This is a genomic window from Blattabacterium cuenoti (genome assembly GCF_014251815.1).
Taxonomy (GTDB): Bacteria; Bacteroidota; Bacteroidia; order Flavobacteriales; family Blattabacteriaceae; genus Blattabacterium; species Blattabacterium cuenoti_E.
In genome coordinates this window covers 377,739-400,017 of record NZ_CP059202.1, presented here as the reverse complement: position 1 = coordinate 400,017, position 22,279 = coordinate 377,739, and the positions used below count along the sequence as shown (strand labels likewise).

36 protein-coding genes are annotated in these 22,279 nt (G+C 26.6%); 34 read left to right on the top strand and 2 right to left on the bottom strand.

Features of this window, described 5'->3' with window-relative positions; genetic code table 11:
- The first annotated feature begins 1 nt into the window (after position 1).
- Genes rplC through nhaD form a run of 29 tightly spaced genes read left to right on the top strand, consistent with a single transcriptional unit; the run spans position 2 to position 15,636 of the window.
- Entirely contained in the window at positions 2-634 is a 633-nt protein-coding gene (gene rplC, locus H0H54_RS01970) for a 50S ribosomal protein L3 (protein WP_185863064.1), read from the top strand.
- Positions 625-1,254 carry a 50S ribosomal protein L4 gene (gene rplD / locus H0H54_RS01965; protein ID WP_185863063.1) on the top strand — a complete coding sequence of 210 codons (630 nt, stop codon included), beginning with the start codon at positions 625-627 and terminating at the stop codon, positions 1,252-1,254. Before rplC ends, rplD begins: the two co-directional genes overlap by 10 nt.
- Before the next feature lie 2 nt (positions 1,255-1,256).
- Positions 1,257-1,547 (top strand): 50S ribosomal protein L23, encoded by a 291-nt coding sequence (locus tag H0H54_RS01960; protein ID WP_185863062.1) that lies wholly within the window; start codon positions 1,257-1,259, stop codon positions 1,545-1,547.
- Positions 1,547-2,371 (top strand): 50S ribosomal protein L2, encoded by an 825-nt coding sequence (gene rplB, locus H0H54_RS01955; protein WP_185863061.1) that lies wholly within the window; start codon positions 1,547-1,549, stop codon positions 2,369-2,371. Before H0H54_RS01960 ends, rplB begins: the two co-directional genes overlap by 1 nt.
- Before the next feature lie 14 nt (positions 2,372-2,385).
- Positions 2,386-2,670 (top strand): 30S ribosomal protein S19, encoded by a 285-nt coding sequence (gene rpsS / locus H0H54_RS01950; RefSeq protein ID WP_185863060.1) that lies wholly within the window; start codon positions 2,386-2,388, stop codon positions 2,668-2,670.
- Between the two features lie 6 nt (positions 2,671-2,676).
- Entirely contained in the window at positions 2,677-3,048 is a 372-nt protein-coding gene (locus H0H54_RS01945; RefSeq protein WP_185863059.1) for a large ribosomal subunit protein uL22, read from the top strand.
- A gap of 6 nt (positions 3,049-3,054) precedes the next feature.
- The gene (rpsC, locus tag H0H54_RS01940; protein ID WP_185863058.1) at positions 3,055-3,750 is read left to right on the top strand and encodes a 30S ribosomal protein S3; all 696 of its coding nucleotides are present in this window, start codon (positions 3,055-3,057) and stop codon (positions 3,748-3,750) included.
- A 46-nt stretch (positions 3,751-3,796) separates the two neighbouring features.
- Positions 3,797-4,216 (top strand): 50S ribosomal protein L16, encoded by a 420-nt coding sequence (gene rplP, locus H0H54_RS01935; protein WP_185863057.1) that lies wholly within the window; start codon positions 3,797-3,799, stop codon positions 4,214-4,216.
- Positions 4,213-4,413 carry a 50S ribosomal protein L29 gene (gene rpmC, locus H0H54_RS01930; RefSeq protein ID WP_185863056.1) on the top strand — a complete coding sequence of 67 codons (201 nt, stop codon included), beginning with the start codon at positions 4,213-4,215 and terminating at the stop codon, positions 4,411-4,413. The genes rplP and rpmC overlap by 4 nt, the downstream gene beginning before the upstream one ends.
- Complete coding sequence (gene rpsQ / locus H0H54_RS01925; protein ID WP_185863055.1) at positions 4,397-4,696, top strand: 30S ribosomal protein S17; 300 nt, start codon at positions 4,397-4,399, stop codon at positions 4,694-4,696. The genes rpmC and rpsQ overlap by 17 nt, the downstream gene beginning before the upstream one ends.
- Positions 4,677-5,048, top strand: a complete 372-nt coding sequence (gene rplN / locus H0H54_RS01920; protein ID WP_185863054.1) for a 50S ribosomal protein L14 — start codon at positions 4,677-4,679, stop codon at positions 5,046-5,048. Before rpsQ ends, rplN begins: the two co-directional genes overlap by 20 nt.
- A gap of 12 nt (positions 5,049-5,060) precedes the next feature.
- Positions 5,061-5,291 (top strand): 50S ribosomal protein L24, encoded by a 231-nt coding sequence (gene rplX / locus H0H54_RS01915; RefSeq protein ID WP_185863053.1) that lies wholly within the window; start codon positions 5,061-5,063, stop codon positions 5,289-5,291.
- 4 nt (positions 5,292-5,295) lie between these two features.
- Complete coding sequence (gene rplE, locus H0H54_RS01910) at positions 5,296-5,847, top strand: 50S ribosomal protein L5 (protein WP_185863052.1); 552 nt, start codon at positions 5,296-5,298, stop codon at positions 5,845-5,847.
- Between the two features lies 1 nt (position 5,848).
- Complete coding sequence (rpsN, locus tag H0H54_RS01905; RefSeq protein WP_185863051.1) at positions 5,849-6,118, top strand: 30S ribosomal protein S14; 270 nt, start codon at positions 5,849-5,851, stop codon at positions 6,116-6,118.
- Positions 6,119-6,128: 10 nt separating this feature from the next.
- Positions 6,129-6,518, top strand: a complete 390-nt coding sequence (rpsH, locus tag H0H54_RS01900) for a 30S ribosomal protein S8 (protein ID WP_202983698.1) — start codon at positions 6,129-6,131, stop codon at positions 6,516-6,518.
- Between the two features lie 13 nt (positions 6,519-6,531).
- Positions 6,532-7,077 (top strand): 50S ribosomal protein L6, encoded by a 546-nt coding sequence (rplF, locus tag H0H54_RS01895; protein WP_185863049.1) that lies wholly within the window; start codon positions 6,532-6,534, stop codon positions 7,075-7,077.
- Positions 7,078-7,091: 14 nt separating this feature from the next.
- Positions 7,092-7,415: a 50S ribosomal protein L18 gene (rplR, locus tag H0H54_RS01890; RefSeq protein ID WP_185863048.1), complete on the top strand. Its 324-nt coding sequence runs from the start codon at positions 7,092-7,094 to the stop codon at positions 7,413-7,415.
- Positions 7,416-7,418: 3 nt separating this feature from the next.
- Positions 7,419-7,922 carry a 30S ribosomal protein S5 gene (gene rpsE / locus H0H54_RS01885; protein WP_185863047.1) on the top strand — a complete coding sequence of 168 codons (504 nt, stop codon included), beginning with the start codon at positions 7,419-7,421 and terminating at the stop codon, positions 7,920-7,922.
- Positions 7,915-8,403: a 50S ribosomal protein L15 gene (gene rplO / locus H0H54_RS01880; RefSeq protein ID WP_185863541.1), complete on the top strand. Its 489-nt coding sequence runs from the start codon at positions 7,915-7,917 to the stop codon at positions 8,401-8,403. The genes rpsE and rplO overlap by 8 nt, the downstream gene beginning before the upstream one ends.
- A gap of 9 nt (positions 8,404-8,412) precedes the next feature.
- A complete protein-coding gene (secY, locus tag H0H54_RS01875; RefSeq protein WP_185863046.1) occupies positions 8,413-9,795 on the top strand; it encodes a preprotein translocase subunit SecY in 1,383 nt (460 codons plus the stop codon).
- Between the two features lie 39 nt (positions 9,796-9,834).
- A complete protein-coding gene (gene infA, locus H0H54_RS01870) occupies positions 9,835-10,050 on the top strand; it encodes a translation initiation factor IF-1 (protein WP_014726678.1) in 216 nt (71 codons plus the stop codon).
- Between the two features lie 15 nt (positions 10,051-10,065).
- Positions 10,066-10,182 (top strand): 50S ribosomal protein L36, encoded by a 117-nt coding sequence (gene rpmJ, locus H0H54_RS01865; RefSeq protein ID WP_185863045.1) that lies wholly within the window; start codon positions 10,066-10,068, stop codon positions 10,180-10,182.
- An 18-nt stretch (positions 10,183-10,200) separates the two neighbouring features.
- On the top strand, positions 10,201-10,581 hold the full coding sequence (gene rpsM, locus H0H54_RS01860; protein WP_185863044.1) for a 30S ribosomal protein S13: 381 nt from the start codon (positions 10,201-10,203) through the stop codon (positions 10,579-10,581).
- Between the two features lie 2 nt (positions 10,582-10,583).
- Positions 10,584-10,970, top strand: coding sequence for a 30S ribosomal protein S11 (gene rpsK / locus H0H54_RS01855; protein ID WP_185863043.1), 387 nt, complete (start codon positions 10,584-10,586; stop codon positions 10,968-10,970).
- A gap of 10 nt (positions 10,971-10,980) precedes the next feature.
- A complete protein-coding gene (rpsD, locus tag H0H54_RS01850; RefSeq protein WP_185863042.1) occupies positions 10,981-11,589 on the top strand; it encodes a 30S ribosomal protein S4 in 609 nt (202 codons plus the stop codon).
- A gap of 21 nt (positions 11,590-11,610) precedes the next feature.
- Positions 11,611-12,612: a DNA-directed RNA polymerase subunit alpha gene (locus tag H0H54_RS01845; RefSeq protein ID WP_185863041.1), complete on the top strand. Its 1,002-nt coding sequence runs from the start codon at positions 11,611-11,613 to the stop codon at positions 12,610-12,612.
- A complete protein-coding gene (gene rplQ / locus H0H54_RS01840; protein ID WP_185863040.1) occupies positions 12,609-13,043 on the top strand; it encodes a 50S ribosomal protein L17 in 435 nt (144 codons plus the stop codon). The genes H0H54_RS01845 and rplQ overlap by 4 nt, the downstream gene beginning before the upstream one ends.
- A complete protein-coding gene (gene eno / locus H0H54_RS01835) occupies positions 13,044-14,339 on the top strand; it encodes a phosphopyruvate hydratase (protein ID WP_185863039.1) in 1,296 nt (431 codons plus the stop codon).
- 25 nt (positions 14,340-14,364) lie between these two features.
- The gene (nhaD, locus tag H0H54_RS01830) at positions 14,365-15,636 is read left to right on the top strand and encodes a sodium:proton antiporter NhaD (RefSeq protein WP_185863038.1); all 1,272 of its coding nucleotides are present in this window, start codon (positions 14,365-14,367) and stop codon (positions 15,634-15,636) included.
- Here the strand turns inward: nhaD and H0H54_RS01825 are convergent.
- On the bottom strand, positions 15,619-16,029 hold the full coding sequence (locus H0H54_RS01825; protein ID WP_185863037.1) for a hypothetical protein: 411 nt from the start codon (positions 16,027-16,029) through the stop codon (positions 15,619-15,621). The genes nhaD and H0H54_RS01825 overlap by 18 nt on opposite strands.
- A gap of 66 nt (positions 16,030-16,095) precedes the next feature.
- Between H0H54_RS01825 and menB the strand changes: the two genes are divergently transcribed.
- Genes menB through H0H54_RS01800 form a run of 5 tightly spaced genes read left to right on the top strand, consistent with a single transcriptional unit; the run spans position 16,096 to position 20,664 of the window.
- A complete protein-coding gene (gene menB, locus H0H54_RS01820) occupies positions 16,096-16,920 on the top strand; it encodes a 1,4-dihydroxy-2-naphthoyl-CoA synthase (RefSeq protein ID WP_185863036.1) in 825 nt (274 codons plus the stop codon).
- Entirely contained in the window at positions 16,917-17,825 is a 909-nt protein-coding gene (gene menA, locus H0H54_RS01815) for a 1,4-dihydroxy-2-naphthoate octaprenyltransferase (protein WP_317168478.1), read from the top strand. The genes menB and menA overlap by 4 nt, the downstream gene beginning before the upstream one ends.
- A gap of 8 nt (positions 17,826-17,833) precedes the next feature.
- The gene (locus tag H0H54_RS01810; protein ID WP_185863035.1) at positions 17,834-18,520 is read left to right on the top strand and encodes a metal-dependent hydrolase; all 687 of its coding nucleotides are present in this window, start codon (positions 17,834-17,836) and stop codon (positions 18,518-18,520) included.
- A 12-nt stretch (positions 18,521-18,532) separates the two neighbouring features.
- Positions 18,533-19,630 (top strand): enolase C-terminal domain-like protein, encoded by a 1,098-nt coding sequence (locus tag H0H54_RS01805; protein WP_185863034.1) that lies wholly within the window; start codon positions 18,533-18,535, stop codon positions 19,628-19,630.
- Positions 19,621-20,664 carry an AMP-binding protein gene (locus tag H0H54_RS01800; protein WP_185863033.1) on the top strand — a complete coding sequence of 348 codons (1,044 nt, stop codon included), beginning with the start codon at positions 19,621-19,623 and terminating at the stop codon, positions 20,662-20,664. The genes H0H54_RS01805 and H0H54_RS01800 overlap by 10 nt, the downstream gene beginning before the upstream one ends.
- 10 nt (positions 20,665-20,674) lie before the next feature.
- On the opposite strand, the gene H0H54_RS01795 is transcribed toward H0H54_RS01800, so the two are convergent.
- Entirely contained in the window at positions 20,675-21,901 is a 1,227-nt protein-coding gene (locus H0H54_RS01795) for an NADP-dependent isocitrate dehydrogenase (protein ID WP_185863032.1), read from the bottom strand.
- Positions 21,902-22,279 lie beyond the last annotated feature (378 nt).

The window sequence follows — 22,279 nt, the reverse complement described above, 5'->3', positions numbered from 1 at the left end:
TATGATTGGATTAATAGGTAAAAATATAGGAATGACTAACATATTTCTAGTAAATGGGGAAAATGTTCCATGTACGGTTATAAAAGTGAACCCTTGTTGTATTGTTCAGATAAAAAAAAAAGAAAATGATGGTTATTCTTCGATTCAATTGGGGGTAGATGATAAAAATATTGGAAGAACTAATAAATCTTTATTTGGTCATTTTAAAAAAGCAGGATTATCTCCTAAAAAAAAATTATTGGAATTTAAAATGAATAAAGTCTCTGATTTTATTTTGGGAAATTCAATTACGATTGATATTTTTAAAGAAGGAGAATTGGTGAATGTAAAAGGAATTTCTAAAGGAAAAGGATTCCAAGGTGTAGTCAAAAGGCATAATTTTTCAGGAGTGGGAGAAAGAACACATGGGCAACACAATCGTTTAAGAGCTCCAGGATCAATAGGGGCTGGATCTGATCCCTCACGTGTCTTCAAAGGAAAAAAAATGGCTGGAAAAATGGGAAAAAAAAGCGTAACTATAAAAAATTTAAAAATATTGAAAATAGATCCTGGTCATAATATCCTAATTTTAAAAGGTTCTGTTCCAGGAAATAAAAATTCATACTTAATGATTCAAAAAAAAGAATGGAATTAAAAATTTTAGATGAAAAAGGAAATTGTACTAATAAAAAAATAGAATTTAACGATAATATTTTTTTAAAAAAATCCTATAATCATCCTTTACATTTAGAAATCAAAAGATTTCTATCAGCTCAACGTCAAGGAACACATAAGTCTAAAGAAAGAGGAGAATTGTCGGGAAGTACTAAAAAATTGCATCGACAAAAAGGGACTGGAGGTTCTAGAAAAGGAGATATAAAAAATCCTATTTTCAGAGGGGGGGGGAGAGTTTTTGGGCCTAAACCCAGAAAATACTTTATAAAAATCAATAAACATACTAAAAATATAGTCAGAAAATTTCTTATAGAACAAAAATTAGTACATCATAAAGTTATGATTCTTGAAGATTTCAAATTAAATGTTCCAAAAACAAAATTTATTTTAAATTTATTGAAATCTTTACGATTAGAAAATAAAAAATCATTAATGGTAATTGGAGAAACAAATACAAATTTGTATTTGTCTTCTAGAAATTTAAGAAATTTTAAATTATTAAGTGTAAACGAATTAGATTGTTTTTCACTGATAAATTTTCCATATATTATCTTTTCTGAAAATTCTATTCATAGAATTTATCAATTTTTATCGATATAAATATGTTTTTAATAAAACCTTTTATCACAGATAAGTCTTATAAAGGAGAAAAATATAATTTTTATACTTTTTCTGTGAACAGAAATTATAATAAGATTCAAATTAAAAAAGAGATAGAAAAATTATTTGGATTTTCTGTAAAAAATATTAGAACAATGATTTACCCCAGAAAGGATAAATCTAAGTATACTAAAAAAGGATTCATTTATGGAAAAACTAATAAAATAAAAAAAATTATTGTTCAATTTTACGAAAATCAAAAAATTGATATTTTCAATAAAAAAGAAATTTAATGTCAATAAAAAAATTAAAACCTATAACACCTGGTCAACGCTTTAGAATTATGAATTGTTTTGATCAACTTACAAATTATAGTTGTGAAAAAACTTTAGTAAAAGGAATGCGAAAATCCGGAGGAAGAAATAATATGGGTCGTATGACGATGCGTTATTTTGGAGGGGGGCATAAAAAGAAATATAGAATAATAGATTTTAAAAGAAAAAAATTTGGTATTCCTGCTGTTATAAAATCTATAGAATATGATCCTAATCGTTCTTCTTTTATTTCTTTACTTCATTATGAGGATGGAGAAAAAAGGTATATTGTGACAATGGAAGGGTTTAAAGTGGGTCAAAAAGTTGTTTCTGGAAAAAATATACCTTTCAATATAGGAAATTCTACTTTTTTAAGTGATATCCCTTTAGGGACTAATATATCTTGTATAGAGATTAAGCCAGGGCAAGGGGCAAAAATAGCAAGAAGTGCTGGATCTTTTGCTCAATTGTTTGCAAAAGACGAAAAATATGCAACAATTAAGCTTCCTTCTGGAGAGGTTAGAATGATAATGAATACTTGTATGGCTACAATTGGTATTGTTTCTAATCCGGATCATCAATTGGAAACATATGGAAAAGCTGGAAAAAAAAGACATATAGGAAAAAGACCTAGAACACGAGGTGTAGCTATGAATCCTGTAGATCATCCAATGGGAGGAGGAGAAGGGAAAGCTTCTGGAGGAATACCCAGAAATAGAAAAGGAAAACCTGCTAAAGGATTTAGAACTCGTTCTAGAAAACGATATTCTAATAGATATATTTTGCAAAGAAGAAAAAAATAAAAACTTTATAAGTTATGGCAAGATCTTTAAAAAAGGGACCATATGTATCTCAACAATTATATAAAAAAGTATTAAATAATATTAAATTAGATAAAAAAACCATAATTAAAACTTGGTCTAGGCCTTCCACTATTTTACCTGATTTTGTAGGGCAAACTTTTGCTGTTCATAATGGAAAACAATTTATTAATGTATATGTTACAGAAAATATGATTGGACATAAACTCGGTGAGTTTTCTCCTACTCGTACTTTTAGAGGACATTCTGGATCTAAAAATAAATTGAAAACCAAAAATTAGGATAATATGAAAGAAGAAACCAATATAGCTTCAGCTTCTTTAAATGGAGTTAGAACTTCTCCTAGAAAAATGAGGTTGATAGCAAACTTAATTCGAAATAAAGAAATATTTCAAGCTTTGGATTTGTTAACTTATAGCAAAAAAAGAAGAATTTCTTTTATTTTTAAAACACTTCTTCTTTCTTTATTATCTAACTGGAAAAAAAAGAATTATCAATCTTACTCTGAAAAAATAGAATTTTTATATATAAAAGAAATTAGAATTAATCAAGGTAGAACTTTAAAAAGATTACGTCCTGTTCCTCAAGGAAGAGGACATAGAATAAGAAAAAGATCAAGTAATATTATAGTTTTTCTAGAAAAAAAAAAAGAAACATAATTTTTTATGGGACAAAAAACAAATCCAATTGTGAATCGTCTGGGAATTATAACAGGATGGCAATCTAGTTGGTGTAAGAATTATAAGGATAGAATACAAGAAGATTTTAAAGTAAGGAGATATATAGAAGCTAGATTTCCGAAAGGAATAGTTTCCCGTATTTTTATAGAAAGAACTTTAAAATTTATAACAATTACTATTAGAACATCAAGGCCTGCTCTTGTAATAGGAAAGAGAGGAGATGAAGTAGATACAGTAAGAAAAGAATTAAAAAAGCTTACTAAAAAAGAGGTTCAGATTAATATTTCAGAAGTAAAACGTCCTGAATTAGATGCTCCTTTAGTTGCTAAAGGTTTAGTTAGACAATTAGAAAATCGCATTTCTTATAAAAAAGCAATCAAATTATCTATTCTTTCTGCTATAAGGATGAATGCTCAAGGTATAAGAATCCAGATTTCTGGAAGATTAAATGGATCAGAAATGGCAAGGTGTGAAACCTACAAAGAAGGTAGAATTTCTCTTGGAACTTTTCGTGCTGATGTAGATTATCATATGGCTGTTGCTCATACTGTTTATGGAAGTATAGGAATTAAAGTGTGGATAATGAAAGGAGAAATATATGGAAAAAGAGAATTGTCTCCATTATTAGAAATTCAGAAAAAACAGAAAGGGAAAAAAAACTATAGGAAAAAAAATAAATAAATTTTTTCCATTATTTATATATTCATTAAGTTATTATTTAATAATAATGTTACAACCAAAGAAAACAAAATATAAGAAAAAACAAAAAGGAAGAATTCGTGGAAATGCTAAAAAAGGTATTTTTCTTTCTAGAGGTTTATATGGAATTAAAGCTTTAGAAGGTGCTTGGATAACTTCTAGACAACTAGAAGCGGCAAGAATTGCTGCTACAAGATACATGAAAAGAGAAGGGCAATTGTGGATTAATATTTTTCCTGATAAACCTGCTACAAAAAAACCCCAAGAAGTACGTATGGGAAAGGGAAAGGGGCCTGTTGAATTTTGGGTATCTGTAGTTAAACCTGGTAGAATATTATTTGAAGTAAATGGAGTAGAAACAAATGTAGCTAGAGAAGCGTTAAGATTAGCGGCCCAAAAACTTCCTATAAAAATGAAATTTATTTATTCTAATGAAATAAAATTATGAGTGGTTTAAATATGAAAAATTTATCTATTCATGATTTAATAAAACTAATTAATGAAACACAAAGAAATTATCAAAATATGAAATTCAATCATAATATTAAAATTCTTAAAAATCCTATGATTATTAGATTTATACGAAAAGATATTGCAAAATTAAAAACTGAGTATAACAAAAAAATCAATGACAAAAAAAAATAAGTATAAAAAAGAAATCAGAAGTATTAGAAAACAAAGACAAGGAATAGTTATTAGTGATAAAATGGATAAAACTGTTGTGGTATATGAAACGAAAAAAGTAAAACATAGGTATTATGGAAAAAGTATTACAAAGAATAAAAAATACATGGTACATGATGAAAAGAATATCTCTAAAAATGGAGATAAAATAAGCATAATGGAAACGCGTCCGATGAGCAAGAGAAAGTGTTGGAGAATAGTTAGTATATTAGAAAAATCTAATAATGTTACAACAAGAATCTAGATGTAAAGTATCGGATAATACAGGAGCTAAGGAGGCTTTAGTTATTAGAGTTTTAGGGGGGACAAAAAAAAGATATGCTTCATTAGGTGATACTATAGTGGTAACTGTAAAGGTAGCTGCTTCTGGAGGAACCACGGTTAAAAAGGGACAAGTTTGTAAAGCTGTAGTAATCAGAACAAAAAATAGAACCAGAAGGAAAGATGGATCTTACATCAGTTTTGATGACAATGCTTGTGTATTAATTAATGCTTCTGGAGAGATAATGGGAACAAGAGTTTTTGGTCCAGTAGCAAGAGAACTCAGAGAAAAAGAATACATGAAAATTATTTCTTTGGCACAAGAAGTTTTATAAAAATATTTTTTTATGAAAAAAATAAAAAAAGAAGATAAAGTATTAATTTTATCGGGAAATCATAGAGGAATGGAAGGGGTAATTTTAAAAGTATTTTCAAAAAAAAATAAAGCTATTATACGTGGAATAAATATGGTTAAAAGACATACTAAACCGACTCCAAAGAAACCTAAAGGTGGGATTCTAGAAAAAGAAGCACCTATACATCTATCTAATTTAAAAAAAATTAAAATAGAGAAATAGAAAAATGATTTATCGATCTAGATTACAAAAATTTTATATAGAAAAAATAGTTCCCAGTTTGATGAAAAAATTTAGATATAGTTCTATTATGGAAGTGCCTAAATTAATAAAAATAGTGATCCATCAAGGAGTCGGGTCGTCTATTTTTGATAAAAAAATAATAGATTATTCAGTAAATGAAATAACAAATATTACAGGGCAAAAAGCTATTTTTTGTTATTCTAAACATGATGAATCAGGATTTAAACTTAGAAAAGGAATGCCTATAGGGGTAAAAGTGACTTTAAGAAGAACAAAAATGTACGAGTTTTTGGAAAGACTTATTGTTGTTTCTTTACCCAGAGTAAGAGATTTTAATGGAGTAAAAGAAAGTAGTTTTGATAATCATGGAAATTATAATATGGGAATAATGGAACAAATGATTTATCCAGAAATAAATATTGATAAAATCAAAAAAAATATGGGAATGAATATTACATTTGTAACTTCTGCAAAAAAAAATGAAGAAGCCAAAAGTCTTTTATCTTTATTTGGAATCCCTTTTAAAAAAAAATAAAATGGCTAAAGAATCTGTTAAAGCAAGACAAAGAAAAAGAGAAAAAATGGTATTAAAATACGCAAACAAAAGAAAAGCCTTAAAAAAGGCTGGAAATTATGAATTGTTGCAAAAGCTTCCTAAAGACGCCTCTCCTGTTCGTTTGAGAAATAGATGCACTATTACCGGTAGATGTAGAGGATATATGCGTCAATTCGGAGTATCTCGTATCGTGTTTAGAAATTTAGTCTCTCAAGGACTTATTCCTGGAGTTAAAAAAGCAAGTTGGTAAAATAATACTTATTTATATGGATGTAATTGCTGATTTTTTAACTAGAATTAGAAACGCTAGTTTTGCGAAACATAACCTACTTGAGGTAACATCTTCTAAAATGAAGGAAGAAATTATTCGTGTTTTACTAGAAAACGGATATATTTTGGATTATAAAATAGAAAAAGATAAAAAAAGAATTAAAATAGCTTTGAAGTATTATAAAGGAAAAACTCCTGTTATTCAAAAAATTATTAGAATCAGTAAACCAGGATTAAGAAAGTATTGTAAATATAAAGATATACCTAGAGTATTGAATGGGTTAGGGACTGCTATAATTTCCACTTCTAGTGGGATTATTACAGATAAACAGGCAAGAAAGAAAAAAATAGGAGGGGAAATACTATGTTACGTATATTGATAAAGCATTAAAAATGTCTAGAATTGGAAAAAAATCTATTTCTATTCCTAAAAATGTGTATGTAAAAATTATTGATCATGAAATATTTGTTAAAGGTTTTTTAGGAAGTTTAAGTCAAAAAATTTCAAAAGAATTTCAATTTAATTTGAAAGAAAACCAGTTATTTATTATTAGAAATAATGATAGTAAAAAATGTAAATCTTTACATGGTCTATATCATGTGTTAGTCAACAATATGATTATAGGAGTTTCAGAAGGGTTTCATAAGAAATTAGAATTAGTAGGAGTTGGGTATAGAGCTTCTTACAAAGAAGATATTTTGGATTTAAATTTGGGTTACTCTCATAATATTATGATGCAAATTCCTAAAGAAATTGACATAAAAATTCAGTCTGAAAAAGGTAAGAATTTTATTATTATTTTGAAATCTTACGATAAACAATTATTAGGAATAATGTCTGCAAAAATTAGATCTTTAAGAGAGCCAGAACCTTATAAAGGAAAAGGAATAAGATATTTCGGAGAGGAAGTTCGAAGAAAAGCAGGAAAATCCGCTTAGAAATAATTAAAAAAATGAAAAAAAAAAAATTAAAAAAAGTTTTTGGAAATCCAAATAGACCTAGAATTTCCGTTTTTAGAAGTAATAAAGAAATATATGTGCAAATAATTGATGATTTATCCGGAAAAACTTTAGTTTCATCTTCTTCAAAAGAGACAAAATTTTATGAATATAAAAAAAACAAAACAGAATTAGCTTATAAAGTTGGAAGGGTGTTAGGGGAGAGAGCTAAGAAGTTGAAAATAAAAAAATTAGTATTCGATAAAGGAAAATATTTGTATCATGGTAGAGTTAAATCTTTGGCTGAGGGGATTAGAGAAGTAGGATTAGAATTTTAAAATATGTATGATAAAAAAATAAAATATACAGAGTTAAAAGAAAAGTTGGTTGGAGTAACAAGAGTATGTAAGGTGACTAAAGGAAGAAGGTACTTTAGTTTTAGCGCTATTGTTATAAAAGGAAATGAAAATGGAATAGTAGGTTATGGTTTTGGAAAATCTAAAGAAGCTCCTGATGCTATTCACAAAGCTGGAGAACAAGCTAAAAGGAATCTTTGTAAAGTATGTATTTCAAATGGAACTATACCTCATGAACAAGAGGCTAAATATGGAGGAGCACATGTCCTTATTAAACCAGCTTCTGACGGAACAGGAATTATTGCAGGAGGACCTTTAAGAGCTGTTCTTGAGGCTGCAGGTTTAAGAAATGCTTTATCTAAATCTAAGGGGTCTTCCAATCATCATAATGTTATAAAAGCTACTATTAAAGCGTTAAGCAAAATGAGAGACGTTCATATTATAGCAAAACAAAGAGGGATTACTATAAAAGAAGTATATGATGGATAAAAATAATTTAAATATTAGTTTTTTACATCCAAATAGTGGATCCAGAAAAAAAAAATTAAGATTAGGAAGAGGACAAGGTTCAGGAAAAGGAGGAACTTGTGGAAGAGGACATAAAGGAGCAAAATCTAGGTCTGGTTTTTCTAAAAAAAAGGGATTTGAAGGAGGACAAATGCCTCTACAAAGAAGAATCCCTAAATTTGGATTTAAAAGCAGAAATGTCATATTAAAAAAAAAGATTGTTGGGGTTAATTTAGATACAATTCAAAATTGTATTGATAAAATTAATCAAAAACAAGAAAAAAAAGTAAATATTATTAATAAAGATTTTTTTGTCAAAAATAATTTAGCTAGAAAAAACGATATTATTAAAATTTTAGGAAGGGGAAGACTTTTTTTTCCACTGAAAATATATGCATATAAATTTAGTAAAAGAGCTTTATCCTCTATTAAAGAGATAGGAGGGGAAGCTGTGTTTATGTAAAAAATTATTATGAATAACTTTATAATAACTTTTTATAATATTTGGAATGTAAAAGAATTACGAAAAAAAATAATAATAACTTTAAGTTTATTATTAGTATATCGTTTCGGGGCTTATATTCCTCTTCCAGGAATTAATCCTTTGGGAATTAGTGATTTTATAGAAAAATTTAATTCAGGTTCTAAGGGGTTAATGCAAATTTTATCCTCTTTTACAGGTGGCGCTTTTAATCGCGCATCAGTTTTAGCTCTAGGAATTATGCCTTATATATCTGCATCTATTATAATACAATTGATGTGTATAATTATTCCTTATTTACAAAGATTACAAAGGGATGGAGAAAGCGGAAGAAAACAAATTAGTTTTATCACTAGATGGTTAACTGTTGGTATATGTTTCGTACAAGCTCCTGTATATCTTATTTCTTTAACCAAACAATTTATTCCTTTTTCTTCTTCAAAAACTGCTTATTTAATTAATTTAAACAGTTTTTATGGAAAAGGGATGTTTTGGGTTATAGGAATAATGATTTTAACTTCAGGAACTCTATTTACCATGTGGTTAGGAGATAAAATAACAGATAAAGGAATAGGGAATGGAATTTCATTAATTATAATGTCTGGAATAATAGCACGTTTTCCAGATGCTATTAGCAAAGAAATTTTCAGTAAATTAGAAACAGGAAATGGAGGATTAATAGTTTTATTTCTTGAATTTTTATTGTGGTTGTTAGTTGTTTTATTTTCTATTATAATTATTCAAGCTATTAGGAAAATTCCAGTACAATATGTTTCTCACTATAAATCTTTAGGTTTAGATTCTCAATTAATTCGTAAGAAACATCAGTATATTCCGTTAAAAATGACAGCAGCTGGTGTTATGCCTATTATATTTTCTCAAGCTATTATGTTATTTCCATTAACTTTTTCCGATTATGTCAATAACATAAAACTTAAGAGTTTTTTTTATCTTTTTCAAGATATTTATGGATTATGGTATAATTTAACTATTTTCATATTAGTTATAGTTTTTACTTTTTTTTATACAGCTATTGCTATTCCAGTAAATAGAATGGCTGATGATTTAAAAAGAAATGGAGGACATATACCTAGAATTAAACCTGGAAAAGAAACCGCTGAGTATATAGATCATATTTTATCAAAAATAACATTACCTGGAGCTATTTTATTAGCAATAATAGCAATATTGCCCTCCATAGTTTTTCGTATGGGGTTTACGCAAAATTTTGCGTTATTTTATGGAGGGACATCATTGTTAATTGTAGTGGGAGTCATTTTAGATATTTCACAACAAGTGAATATATATCTGTTAAATTATCATTATGATGAATTAATGATGATGAAATATCGTAGCAACAGATATACCAGATAATAATTTTTTTTGTATATTATTAAAATTAAATTATGTTATATGGCTAAACAAAAGCATATTGAAGTTGATGGAACCATTATAGAATCATCTCCAAATGCAATGTTTCGTGTTGAATTAGAAAATGGATGTATTGTTAAAGCTCATATATCAGGAAAAATGAGAATGCATTACATCAAAATATTGCCAGGAGATAAAGTAAGATTAGAAATGTCATCTTATGATTTAGAAAGAGGAAGAATAACTTATAGATATTAAAAAAAATTTCATGTTATGAAAATAAGAGCATCTTTGAAAAAAAGAACTGATAATTGTAAAATTGTTAGGAGAAAAAGACGTTTACGTATTATCAATAAAAAAAACCCTAGATTTAAACAAAAACAGGGATAGATTAAATAAATAGATTTTATGTCTGTAAGAATTTCGGGTATTGATCTTCCAAGATCTAAAAGAGGTGTTATTGGTCTTACTTATTTATATGGTATAGGTAAAAGTTTATCTAAAAAAATACTTACTTATATCGGAATAGATGAAAATAAAAAAGTAAAAGATTGGTCTGATGATGATATTAGTAAAATTAGAAAGTATATATCTGATTATATAAAAATTGAAGGAGAACTAAGAGCTGAAATACAACTTAATATTAAACGATTGATGGATATAGGTTGTTATGCAGGAACTAGACATAGAAAAGGCTTACCATTAAGAGGACAAAAAACAAAAAATAATTGTAGAACTAGAAAAGGAAGAAAGAAAACTGTAGCTAACAAGAAGAAAGTCACAAAATAAATATGGGAAAATCATCATCTGTAAAAAAAAAATCAGTAGTCGTAGATCCTATAGGAGAAGCTCATATTCAAGCTACTTTTAATAATATCATTATAACCTTAACAAACAAAAAAGGCGATGTGATAGCATGGTCTTCTGCTGGAAAAATGAATTTTAAAGGATCTAAAAAAAACACTCCATATGCGGCCCAAATGGTAGCAGAAAATGTAGCGAAAGAGGGGTTAAATGCTGGAATAAAAAAAGTAGAAGTTAAAATTAAAGGACCTGGAGCTGGAAGAGATGCGGCTATACGAGCATTGAGTAATTCTGGTCTTGCAGTAACAATAATCAAGGATATCACTCCATTGCCACATAATGGTTGTCGTCCTCCTAAAAGAAGAAGAGTTTAAATTAAAAATTATGGCAAAATATATAGGACCTAAAACTAAAATTTCTAGAAGATTTGGGGAATGTATTTATGGAGAAGACAAGTATTTTGATAGAAGAAAATATCCATCAGGCCAACATGGAAATAATCGTCGTAGAGGAAAACGTTCTGAATATTTTATTCAATTAATAGAGAAACAAAAAGCAAGATATACTTATGGAATATTGGAACGACAATTTGAGAGTTTGTTTCTTGAGGCTGCAAGAAAAAAAGGGATAACTGGAGAATTATTGTTACAAGCATGTGAAAGTAGATTAGATAATATAGTTTTTAGATTAAAATTTGCCCCATCTCGATCTTCTGCACGTCAAATTGTCTCTCATAGACATGTTATCGTTAATAATAAAGTGGTAAATATTCCATCTTTTAGGTTAAAACCAGGAGATCAGATAGGAATCAAAGAAAAATCTAAAAAACATCCAGTTATATTAAGTTCTATACAGAAAAAAACAGGACCATTAGTAGAATGGTTAATTTTGGATGAACAAAATATGTTTGGTATATTTAGAATAATGCCAAAAAGAATACAAATTCCTGAAAAGATCAAGGAACAATTAATTGTTGAATTATATTCAAAATAAAATAGTAGTAAATCAATTGTAATGGCTATTATAGATTTTGTGAAACCTGATAGAATTGCAATATCTGAGCTTTCAGATAATAGAGCTATTTTTAATTTAAAACCTTTAGAACCTGGGTATGGAATTACGATAGGAAATGCATTAAGAAGGGTTTTATTGAGTTCTTTAAGAGGATATGCAGTAACTTCTATTAAAATAAAAGGAGTAAAATATGAGTTTTCTACTATAAAAGGAGTAGTAGAGGATGTTACTGAAATAGTTTTAAATTTTAAAAAAATCCGTTTTAAACAAGAAATACTAGGAACTGAAAAAGAAACTGTTAATGCTCATATAAATCATGGAGAACAAGTAACAGGAAAAATTTTAAATAAGTTTATTTCTGGATTTCAAATTTTAAACGATGATTTAGTTATTTGTAATAAAGATGAATCAGTTCCTTTAGAAATAAGTTTTACGATTGAAGAGGGCAGAGGTTATGTTCCTGCAGAAGAAAACAAAAAAAATAATAATAATTATTCAATTGAAACTATTCCTATAGATTCCATTTATACTCCTATCAAAAACGTGAGATATACAATAGAAAATTGTCGTGTGGGACAGAAAACTGATTTTGAAAATCTTTCATTAGAAATTAAAACAGATGGATCTATCTGCCCCAAAATAGCTTTAATGGAGGCTTCAAAAATACTGATCCAGTATTTTTCTATTTTCTCTTATGAGAAAATAGGCGAAAAAAAACAAGATAAAATTAATGATGATAAAAAATATGATGAAGAATTTATGCGAATGCGCACATTATTAAAATCCAAATTAAACGATATGGATTTATCTGTACGTACAAAAAATTGTTTGAAATCAGCTTCTATAATTACTATAGCAGATTTGGTAAGTTGTAGTAGAAATACTATGTTGAAAATGAGAAATTTTGGAAAAAAATCTCTAGATGAATTAGAAAGTAAAATGAAAGAAAAAGGATTATATTTTGGTATGAATATAGAAAATTTTTCAATTAAAATTGAATGAATCATAGAAATAAAAATAATCATTTAGGTAGAAAACGTGGTCATCGTAAATCTCTTCTTTCTAATATGGCTTCTTCTCTTATAAAAAAGAAAAGAATTTTTACTACTTTGGCTAAAGCTAAAGCTTTGAGAAAATATGTAGAACCTATTATTACAAAATCAAAAATTAATACGATTCATTCTAAAAGAAATATTTTTTCGTATTTAAGAGATAAAACAGCGGTGGCTGAATTATTTAAAAATATTTTTGAAAAAGTACGCGAACGTCCTGGTGGATATATTAGAATAATAAAAACTGGATTTCGTTTTGGAGATCAGGCCCCTCTTTCTCTTATAGAATTAGTCGACTTTAACAAAAATTATAGTTCTAAAAAAATAATAAAATCTGTAAGACGTAGCAGGAAAAAAAACAAAAAAGTAAATAATGAGTAAATGAGTAAAATTAAGTGTATTAAAGCCAGACAAATATTAGATTCCAGAGGGGATCCTACTGTAGAAGTAGATGTAATAACAGAAAATTATATACTAGGACGTGCTTCTGTACCATCTGGAGCATCAAAAGGAAAAAATGAAGCTTTTGAATTACGTGACAATAAAGAAAATATTTTTTTTGGAAAAGGAGTTTTAAAGGCGGTTCAAAACGTAAATGATATTATTGCTCCCGAATTAATTGGAAAATCTGTTTTAGATCAAATTTACATTGATCAATTAATGTTGGAATTAGATGGTACAACAAATAAAAGAAGATTAGGATCTAATGCTATTTTAGCTATATCTTTAGCGGTGGCAAAAGCTGCATCTAACGAATTAAATATTCCTCTTTATAAATATATAGGAGGGGTTTATACTTGTTCACTCCCTATTCCTCTAATAAATATTGTAAATGGGGGTGTGCATTCAAATACTCCTTCTATAGTTTTCCAAGAATTTATGATAGTTCCTGTAAAAGCAAATACTTTTATAGAGGCGCTTCAAATAGGGCATAAAGTATTTTATCAACTAAAAAATATTTTAAACGAAAAAGGTTTTTCTACTAACGTAGGAGATGAAGGTGGTTTTTCTCCTAATTTTAATGGAGTTGAAAATGTTTTAGATCACATATTAGAAGCTATACATATGGCAAATTATGAACCTTATGATCAAGTAGCAATAGCTATAGATTGTGCAGCTTCTGAATTTTATGAAAATGGAAAATATAATTATTCCAAATTTGAAAAAAAAGAAAATAATTTAATAAAATCAAGAGAAGAACATGTTCATTATTTATCTTATTTAATAAAAAGATATCCAATTATATCTATAGAAGATGGGATGGATCAAAATGATTGGGAGGGATGGAAATTGTTAACTCATGAAATAGGAAATCAAATTCAATTAGTTGGAGATGATCTTTTCGTTACACAAGCTAAAAAACTAAATGAAGGAATAGAAAAAAAAGTAGCAAATTCTATTTTAATTAAAGTGAATCAAGTAGGAACTCTAACAGAAACAATTGAAACAATTCATATAGCTAAAAAAAACAAATATAAAAATATTATTTCTCATCGTTCTGGAGACACTGATGATTCTTTTATAGCAGATCTTTCTGTTGCATTTAATATTGAACAAATAAAAACAGGTTCTTTGTGCCGTTCTGAAAGAATTTCAAAATACAATCAATTATTACGTATTGAGAATACACTTGGAAAGTGTTCATATTATTCAAAATGGAGTTCAATGTCCAATTGAATGAATATAAAAATACAAAAAATCAATGGTAATTTTTATTTTTATCTTTGGATATTTATTAATTACTCTTGAGAATTATATTTCTGTAAATAAAGTAATTCCATCTATTTTGATGGCTACTATTTGTTGGTCCTTAATTATATTTTTTAATATTCCAGTTTATGAATATGAATTCAATCAAAATTTAATACTGAAACAAGATCCTAAACATTTGTTATTATTTCATCTAGGAAAAGCTTCAGAAATTGTTTTTTTTCTTATTGGGGCCATGTCGATTATTGCTGTTATTGAAAAATATTCTGGATTTGAAGCTTTAAAAGAATTATTTCGAACAAATACAAAACGAAAATTTTTATGGATTATAAGCATAGTTTCTTTTTTATTATCTGCTATAATAGATAATCTTACAGCTACTATGGTTATGATTTCTCTTTTAAAAAAAACTATTTACAATTATAAAAATCGTTTATATTATTTAGGTTCAATTATTATATCTGCTAATGCGGGAGGAGTTTGGTCTCCAATTGGAGATATAACTACTACCATGTTATGGATTTCTAATAAAGTAACGACAACTCATCTTATAAAAAGAATATTATTCCCATCTATATTATGTATGGTTATTTCTACTATAATAGCATCCTATATGCCTATTTTTAATGGATATATTCAAATAAAAAAAAATAATCTTTCAAAAGATTCGATAAATAGAGGTTTTTTTATGTTAAAAATAGGTTTCTTACTGATGTTACTTGTTCCGATTTTTAAAACTGTAATAGGAATCCCCCCGTATATGGGGATGATGTTTTCTTTAGGAATTATGCTTTTTATAGCATCTAAAAAATATAAATCAAAATCTATTTTGGATGACACGCTTAAAAAAATGGATGTATCTAGTTTATTATTTTTCTTAGGAATTTTACTTTCTGTTTCTTCTTTGGAATCTATGGGAAAATTATATAGCTTGTCTCACTGGATTAATGAAACAGTTTATACATGGAAAATAACAACTTTTTTGTTGGGCTTTATTTCTTCTATTATAGATAATGTTCCATTAGTAGCTGCTACTATAGCTATGTTTTCTTATCCTGTAAATCATGAATTATGGCATTTTATTGCTTATGTTTCTGGAACGGGAGGGAGTATTTTTATTATAGGATCTGCTGCAGGTGTAGCAGCTATGAGCATGGAAAAAATAGATTTTTTTTGGTATTTAAAAAAAATTAGTTGGATTGCTTTGATAGGATATATATCTGGATTTATTTACCTATTAATTTATTCATTTTTTTCTTTGTAATAATTCTACAAAATTTCCTCCCATATATGATATATATGAAAAAGGTAAAAAAAGAGGAAGTATTATTATTTTTATCCATAATGGAAATGGAAAAAAAAACACATGAAATAACGCTATAATAAACAAAATAAAACCTGTTAATATAGCGTAAGCTTTTTTTGCATTTTTTGCAAAAAAAGCAGTTATAACCCCTCCTAATAAAGTGCCAAAAGCATAAAAAAAAATTAATACAATAAAAAACTCAGTAGGAGCTTCTATTATAAGAGATTTGAATTTTTTTAATGGTAGAAATTGTATTTCTATAAACCATTTTTTCAAAAATTTTATGGTATAAAACATTTCTATAATGTTTACCATAACTCCTGCTAATACAGATAATACATTACGGAACATAACATAATAAAATCTCTTTTTTTTGTTATTTTGTAAAAATAAACATCAATTTTTAATTTTTTCATTATGAATTACACTATAGATTGGGTTCCAATTAAAAAATATGAAGATATTTTATTTCTTTTTGGAGAAGGTATTTCTAAAATTGAGATTAATAGACCATGGCGTCATAATGCATTTCGTGTAGAAACAGTAGATGAAATGATAGACGCCATAAACATTTGTAGTAATAGAAATGATATAGATGTATTAATCATAACTGGATCAGGAAAAAAATCTTTTTGTTCTGGAGGAGATCAAACTACAAGAGGTTTAGGCGGATATTTAGGTAAAGACGGAATTCCTAGATTAAATATTTTAGATTTTTATAAAAAAATAAGAGAAATACCGAAACCAGTTATAGCTATGGTTAATGGCTATGCAGTAGGAGGGGGCCATGTTTTACATGTTGTTTGTGATTTAACCATAGCTTCTGATAATGCAATTTTTAGTCAAGTAGGACCTAAAGTGGGTTCTTTTGATGGAGGATTTGGGTGTTCATATTTGGCCCGTCATATTGGACAAAAAAAAACACGTGAAATGTGGTTTTTGTGTAAGGAGTATACAGCTGAAGAAGCTTTAGATATGGGATTGATTAACAAAGTTGTAAAAAAAGAAGAATTAGAAAAAGAAACCATAAAATGGTGTAAAACTATTCAAAAAAGAAGTCCTATGTCTTTAAGGATGATAAAACGTAGTTTAAATGCTGAATTAGATGGACAGCATGGATTAATGCAATTAACAGGAGATGCTACTTTAATGTTTTATTTAATGGAGGAATCTCAAGAAGGAAAAAAAGCTTTTTTGGAAAAAAGATCTCCAAATTTTAAAAAATATCCAAGATTTTTATGAAAATGAAACTGAAATATTGGATTAATGCAGCTCGCATTCATACATTACCTTTATCTTTTTCTGGAATTACTTTAAGTTTTTTTATATCTAAATACAGAACAAATGGGAATTTTACTGTTGTTTATATTTTATGTATAATCACTGCTTTATTATTACAAATATTAGCTAATTTTTCAAATGATTATGGAGACAGTATAACAGGAGTAGATAATTGCAAACGAATAGGGCCTAAAAGAACAATTCAATGTGGTTTTATATCATTTTCAGAAATGAAAAAAGCTATTCGTCTATTTTCCATTCTGTCTTTTTTTTCAGGATTTTTATTACTTTGTAAAACTGTTTTATATGAAAATGTTTTTTTTCTATTTTTTATAGGAATTTTTATATGTATATACAGTTCAATAAAATATTCTATTGGTCCATATCCTTATGGATATATAATAGGTATGGGAGATTTGTTTGTCATGATTTTTTTTGGTATTATTTCGGTGGAAGGAAGTTATTTTCTATATACACATACTTTATGTATGGACATTTTTATTCTTTCTTTATCTATAGGATTTTTGAATGTGGGAGTTTTGAATATAAATAACATGAGAGATTTAGATAATGATAATAAAAAAGGGAAACATACTATGGCTGTATGGTTAGGAATAAGATATGCTAAGTTATATCATACATTAATTATATTAATATCAATATTTTTGGGAGGATATTTTATTTTTTTAAATACAAAAACTATTTATCAATGGTTATATTTTACTTTAATTGTTATTTTTCTAATATTGCATATTAAAAAAATAATTTCTATAAAAGAAAAAAAATTATTTAATCCAGAATTAAAAAAATTGGTTATACTAACTTTTTTATATGGATTTAGTATAGGAATTGGTTTTATAAATTAATTTAAATCATGAAAATTACTTTTTTTTCTCATAGCACATGTATTATAGAAATACATGAAAAATATTTATTGATAGATCCTTTTTTTTCTGAAAATCCTGTTTTTAAGAATATGAATTTTCTAAGATCTATTCAAAAAATAGATTATATCTTATTGACACATGCACATTACGATCATGTATGTGATGTGGAATTATTTTCACATAAGTTCAATAATGTTTTAGTAATTTCTAATTATGAAATATCTAATTATTTTAATAAAAAAGGAATAAAAACATATGGAATTAATTATGGATCTTTTATCTCATTTCCTTTTGGAAAATTAAAATATATTTGGGCTGCGCATTCAAGCGTTTTTAACGATGGAACATATGGAGGAAATCCAGGAGGTTTTCTTTTACATACAGATGAAGGTAATTTATATATATCAGGAGATACATCTGTGATATATGAAATGAATCTTATTCCTAGTTTTGGAAAATTAGATCTTTCTATTCTTCCAATAGGAGGAAAGTATACTATGGATATAGAAGAAGCTATTATTGCTTCAGATTTTTTAAAATCTGAAAAAATATTAGGAGTTCATTACGATACATTTGAAGATATTCGAATTGATAAAAAACAAGCAAAAAGAAAATTTTTTGAAAAAGGAAAAGAATTAATTTTATTAGAAAAAGGAGACACTTTATATGTGTAAAAATATAAATAAATGAATATAAATCAAAAAATTCATTTTTTTTTTGAAAAACGAATATTTTTTTTCAAAAAAAAAATATCTAACTCTAATACAATATTTCAAAAAAATACTATATGGTTTATTATTTTAAGAAAAAACGATAAGATAGGAATAGGAGAATGTAACCCAATATTAGATCAATATGCTTTAAATAACTTGAAAAAATTTGAAATTGAGCTAAAAAATATTTCCGAAAAAATTCTTTTTTTGAAAAGAGACTATAAACATATTTCATATTCATCTATTTTATTTGGATTGGAACAATCTATTTTAAGTTTGAAAAATCAATTTCCTGTGTTATATCATTCTAAATTTACCCATGGAAAAGAAGGTGTTCCTGTAAACGGAATTATATGGCTAAATTCTTTTAAAAATAGAAAACATGCAATAAAAAAAATTGAATCCCAAATTATTAAAGGTTGTTCATTTATAAAAATAAAGATTAATATGAATTTTTTTAATCAATATTCTATTATAAAAGAAATCAAAAAAAAATATCCATTTATAAAAATCCGTGTAGATGCGAATGGTTGTTTCAAAAATATTAAAGAAGCTTTATATTGTTTAAATAAATTTTATGATTTGAATATAATTGATTTAATGGAACAACCAATACCGCCCGGTAATTGGAAAGAAATGTCAAAAATATGTAAAAAATCAAAATTACCTATAGCATTAGATGAAGAATTAGCTAATGTTAATATTTTAAAAGAAAAAAGGAAATTATTGGACGTGATTCAACCTCAATATATCATATTGAAACCTAGTGTAAATGGAGGATTTTATGGATCTGAAGAATGGATAATAGAAGCAATGAAAAGAAGAATAAAATGGTGCGTTAGTTCTTCTTTTGAAAGTAATATTGGAATTAATGCTATTGCTCAATGGACTTTTATAATGCAAAAAAAATATAATAATCAAAATTATACACATGGATTAAATACAGGAACTCTATATGTAAATAATTGGAAATCTCCTTTAGAAATTAAAAAAGGTTCTATTTGGTATAATCCATTTGTAAAATGGAAAATAAAAATGTTATTCAAATTAAATAAAAAAAAATGTGGATAGATTTTTCTTCTAATGAAATATCTAATTATTATTATTTTTTAAAAAAAAAAAATGAAGAAAAAGATTATTGGAAAAAATCCATTTTTTCTTTTTTAAAAGATTGGTATAGCAATAAGCCTATATTATCTTTAACTTCTGGAACAACGGGGATTCCTAAAACTATTTTTTTACGTAAGAAATACATGCATGAAAGAGCTATAAGAACTGTAGAATTCTTAAAAATTAATAAAAAAGGAATTAGAGGATTATTATGTTTGTCTGCAGATTTTATCGCTGCTAAAATGTTTTTAGTGCGTGCTATTATTTTTAAATGGAAAATATATTGTGTCCTTCCATCATCTAATCCTTTAAAAAATATTAAAGAATATTTTGATATCACATCAATGGTTCCTATACAAGTTTTTTTTAGTTTAAAATATTTAAAATATATTAGAATTGTTTTAATAGGAGGACATTCTATTTCAAATTTTTTAGAAAAAAAATTACAGAATGTTTCAACAATTTGTTATGCTACTTATGGAATGACAGAAACATCAGGTCATGTCGCCATAAAAAAAATTAATGGTCCCAATAAATCTACTTTTTATAAATCGTTTCAAGATGTTTTTTTAAGGGTAGATAACAGAAATTGTTTACGTATTTTTTCTCCATATTCTATGGATTCGTTTGTTCAGACTAATGATATTGTTCATATGATATCTAAAAATACATTTATTTGGATAGGTAGATATGACAATGTTATTAACAGTGGAGGAATTAAAATTATTCCTGAGTTAGTAGAAAAGGAAATTAGTTCTTTTATCCCCTATGAAAAACGATTTTTTATATCCTCAATGCCAGACAAAATTTTAGGAGAAAAATTAATATTAATTGTTGAAGGTCCCCCCTTTTCATTACATATTCCAAATACTATTTTTAATGGCAATAAGAAATTTTACAAACCTAAAAGGATTTTTTTTATTCCTCATTTTACAGATGATTTATTGGAGAAATTCAGAAGAAAAGAAATTACAAAAAAAATAATAAGAACATAGTTTTTTTAGTTTATTCGTTTATTTTTTTATCAAAAAAATTTTTGAGTTCTATAAGAAAAGTTTTAGTATTCAAATAACTATTTTTTTTATGATAAGATAATTGAAGCAAATCTTTAGTCATTTTTCCAGATTCTACAAAATCTATACATGCTTTCTCCATTTTTTCTGAAAAAAGTTTTAAATCTTTATTCTTATCTAGAATAGCACGATGTTTTAATCCCCTAGTCCAAGAAAAAATAGAAGCAATAGGATTGGTAGATGTTTCTTGTCCATTTTTATGTAATCTGTAATGTCTCGTTATAGTTCCGTGAGCCGCTTCAGATTCTAAAGTTTTTCCATCTGAAGTAAGTAAAATAGAAGTCATCATTCCCAATGAACAAAACCCTTGGGCGACGCAATCCGATAGCACATCTCCATCATAATTTTTACAAGCCCATATAAATTTTCCATTTGATTTAATTGCTTTAGCCACCATATCATCAATTAAACGATGTTCATAAGTAATCTGTAAGCTTTCAAATTGAGATTTAAATTCATTATTATATATTTCTTGAAATATGTCTTTAAATCTTCCATCATATGCTTTTAAAATAGTATTTTTTGTAGATAAAAAAAGAGGCCATTTTTTATATACAGAATAGTTAAAACAAGAACGAGCAAATCTATAAATAGATTGATCCGTATTATACATTCCCATAGCCACACCAGGTCCCATGAAATGATGAATTTTCAGTTTTATTGGTTTATTTTTTTCACTATTATCTGGAATAAAAGAAATATACAATTTTCCTTTTTTTTTGATAATAAAGTCTGTAGCTTGATATTGATCAGCATAAGCATGTCTTGCTATACATATGGGGTTTTTCCAATTAGGAATTAAACGAGGAATAGTTTTTATGATAATAGGTTCTCTAAAAACAGTTCCATTAATAATGTTTCTAATGGTTCCATTTGGAGATTTCCACATTTTTTTTAGATGAAATTCTTTCATCCTATCATCATCTGGTGTAATAGTAGCGCATTTAATTCCTACGTTATATTTTTTTATAGCATACGCTGCATCTATAGTTATTTGGTCATCTGTGCTATTTCTATTTTTTATTCCTAAATCAAAGTAAATAATATTTATATCTAAATAAGGAAAAATAAAATATTCTTTTATATATTTCCATATGACTCTGGCCATTTCATCTCCATCTATTTCTACTATAGGATTAGTAACTTTAATTTTTTTCATAAACTTGAAAAATTTATTGTGAAAAGTTTGATAATATAATATGTTTTTTTAAAAAAAAGAAATTCTTATATTTGTGGAATTATCATACATCAGGTGTATATACCTGTCTTGTAAAAAAATGTGTATCTAATTTTTCAAAAATTAAATCTCATATCATAAGGGTATTTTTTTTATTACTATTACATAGTACAGGAACATATTTAAATTATTCTTGCAGTTAGTTAGGTTCTTCATTCACATTTAAAAATATCATTCTAGAATGACGATTTAGTTAGTTAAAATAAAACTGTCAACAACGTTAATAGTTTAGTTTACACTTAACTACAACAAAGTGTAAGTGTGCAATTTTTTTTGTATGATACAATACAAATCAAAAAA

What these genes read in the sequence shown, in the direction of transcription:
- menB (WP_185863036.1), top strand. Translation starts at nt 16,096, where the DNA reads ATGAATTACACTATAGATTGGGTTCCAATTAAAAAATATGAAGATATT.
- rpsK (WP_185863043.1), top strand. Translation starts at nt 10,584, where the DNA reads ATGGGAAAATCATCATCTGTAAAAAAAAAATCAGTAGTCGTAGATCCT.
- rplQ (WP_185863040.1), top strand. Translation starts at nt 12,609, where the DNA reads ATGAATCATAGAAATAAAAATAATCATTTAGGTAGAAAACGTGGTCAT.
- rplX (WP_185863053.1), top strand. Translation starts at nt 5,061, where the DNA reads ATGAAAAAAATAAAAAAAGAAGATAAAGTATTAATTTTATCGGGAAAT.
- infA (WP_014726678.1), top strand. Translation starts at nt 9,835, where the DNA reads ATGGCTAAACAAAAGCATATTGAAGTTGATGGAACCATTATAGAATCA.
- H0H54_RS01960 (WP_185863062.1), top strand. Translation starts at nt 1,257, where the DNA reads ATGTTTTTAATAAAACCTTTTATCACAGATAAGTCTTATAAAGGAGAA.
- nhaD (WP_185863038.1), top strand. Translation starts at nt 14,365, where the DNA reads ATGGTAATTTTTATTTTTATCTTTGGATATTTATTAATTACTCTTGAG.
- H0H54_RS01800 (WP_185863033.1), top strand. Translation starts at nt 19,621, where the DNA reads ATGTGGATAGATTTTTCTTCTAATGAAATATCTAATTATTATTATTTT.
- rpsS (WP_185863060.1), top strand. Translation starts at nt 2,386, where the DNA reads ATGGCAAGATCTTTAAAAAAGGGACCATATGTATCTCAACAATTATAT.
- rplB (WP_185863061.1), top strand. Translation starts at nt 1,547, where the DNA reads ATGTCAATAAAAAAATTAAAACCTATAACACCTGGTCAACGCTTTAGA.
- rpsE (WP_185863047.1), top strand. Translation starts at nt 7,419, where the DNA reads ATGTATGATAAAAAAATAAAATATACAGAGTTAAAAGAAAAGTTGGTT.
- H0H54_RS01825 (WP_185863037.1), bottom strand. Translation starts at nt 16,029, where the DNA reads ATGTTCCGTAATGTATTATCTGTATTAGCAGGAGTTATGGTAAACATT.
- rpmC (WP_185863056.1), top strand. Translation starts at nt 4,213, where the DNA reads ATGAGTGGTTTAAATATGAAAAATTTATCTATTCATGATTTAATAAAA.
- H0H54_RS01795 (WP_185863032.1), bottom strand. Translation starts at nt 21,901, where the DNA reads ATGAAAAAAATTAAAGTTACTAATCCTATAGTAGAAATAGATGGAGAT.
- rplO (WP_185863541.1), top strand. Translation starts at nt 7,915, where the DNA reads ATGGATAAAAATAATTTAAATATTAGTTTTTTACATCCAAATAGTGGA.
- eno (WP_185863039.1), top strand. Translation starts at nt 13,044, where the DNA reads ATGAGTAAAATTAAGTGTATTAAAGCCAGACAAATATTAGATTCCAGA.
- rplE (WP_185863052.1), top strand. Translation starts at nt 5,296, where the DNA reads ATGATTTATCGATCTAGATTACAAAAATTTTATATAGAAAAAATAGTT.
- menA (WP_317168478.1), top strand. Translation starts at nt 16,917, where the DNA reads ATGAAAATGAAACTGAAATATTGGATTAATGCAGCTCGCATTCATACA.
- rplN (WP_185863054.1), top strand. Translation starts at nt 4,677, where the DNA reads ATGTTACAACAAGAATCTAGATGTAAAGTATCGGATAATACAGGAGCT.
- rpmJ (WP_185863045.1), top strand. Translation starts at nt 10,066, where the DNA reads ATGAAAATAAGAGCATCTTTGAAAAAAAGAACTGATAATTGTAAAATT.
- H0H54_RS01810 (WP_185863035.1), top strand. Translation starts at nt 17,834, where the DNA reads ATGAAAATTACTTTTTTTTCTCATAGCACATGTATTATAGAAATACAT.
- rpsN (WP_185863051.1), top strand. Translation starts at nt 5,849, where the DNA reads ATGGCTAAAGAATCTGTTAAAGCAAGACAAAGAAAAAGAGAAAAAATG.
- secY (WP_185863046.1), top strand. Translation starts at nt 8,413, where the DNA reads ATGAATAACTTTATAATAACTTTTTATAATATTTGGAATGTAAAAGAA.
- rpsQ (WP_185863055.1), top strand. Translation starts at nt 4,397, where the DNA reads ATGACAAAAAAAAATAAGTATAAAAAAGAAATCAGAAGTATTAGAAAA.
- rplD (WP_185863063.1), top strand. Translation starts at nt 625, where the DNA reads ATGGAATTAAAAATTTTAGATGAAAAAGGAAATTGTACTAATAAAAAA.
- H0H54_RS01805 (WP_185863034.1), top strand. Translation starts at nt 18,533, where the DNA reads ATGAATATAAATCAAAAAATTCATTTTTTTTTTGAAAAACGAATATTT.
- H0H54_RS01845 (WP_185863041.1), top strand. Translation starts at nt 11,611, where the DNA reads ATGGCTATTATAGATTTTGTGAAACCTGATAGAATTGCAATATCTGAG.
- rplR (WP_185863048.1), top strand. Translation starts at nt 7,092, where the DNA reads ATGAAAAAAAAAAAATTAAAAAAAGTTTTTGGAAATCCAAATAGACCT.
- rpsC (WP_185863058.1), top strand. Translation starts at nt 3,055, where the DNA reads ATGGGACAAAAAACAAATCCAATTGTGAATCGTCTGGGAATTATAACA.
- rplC (WP_185863064.1), top strand. Translation starts at nt 2, where the DNA reads ATGATTGGATTAATAGGTAAAAATATAGGAATGACTAACATATTTCTA.
- rpsM (WP_185863044.1), top strand. Translation starts at nt 10,201, where the DNA reads ATGTCTGTAAGAATTTCGGGTATTGATCTTCCAAGATCTAAAAGAGGT.
- rplP (WP_185863057.1), top strand. Translation starts at nt 3,797, where the DNA reads ATGTTACAACCAAAGAAAACAAAATATAAGAAAAAACAAAAAGGAAGA.
- H0H54_RS01945 (WP_185863059.1), top strand. Translation starts at nt 2,677, where the DNA reads ATGAAAGAAGAAACCAATATAGCTTCAGCTTCTTTAAATGGAGTTAGA.
- rpsD (WP_185863042.1), top strand. Translation starts at nt 10,981, where the DNA reads ATGGCAAAATATATAGGACCTAAAACTAAAATTTCTAGAAGATTTGGG.
- rplF (WP_185863049.1), top strand. Translation starts at nt 6,532, where the DNA reads ATGTCTAGAATTGGAAAAAAATCTATTTCTATTCCTAAAAATGTGTAT.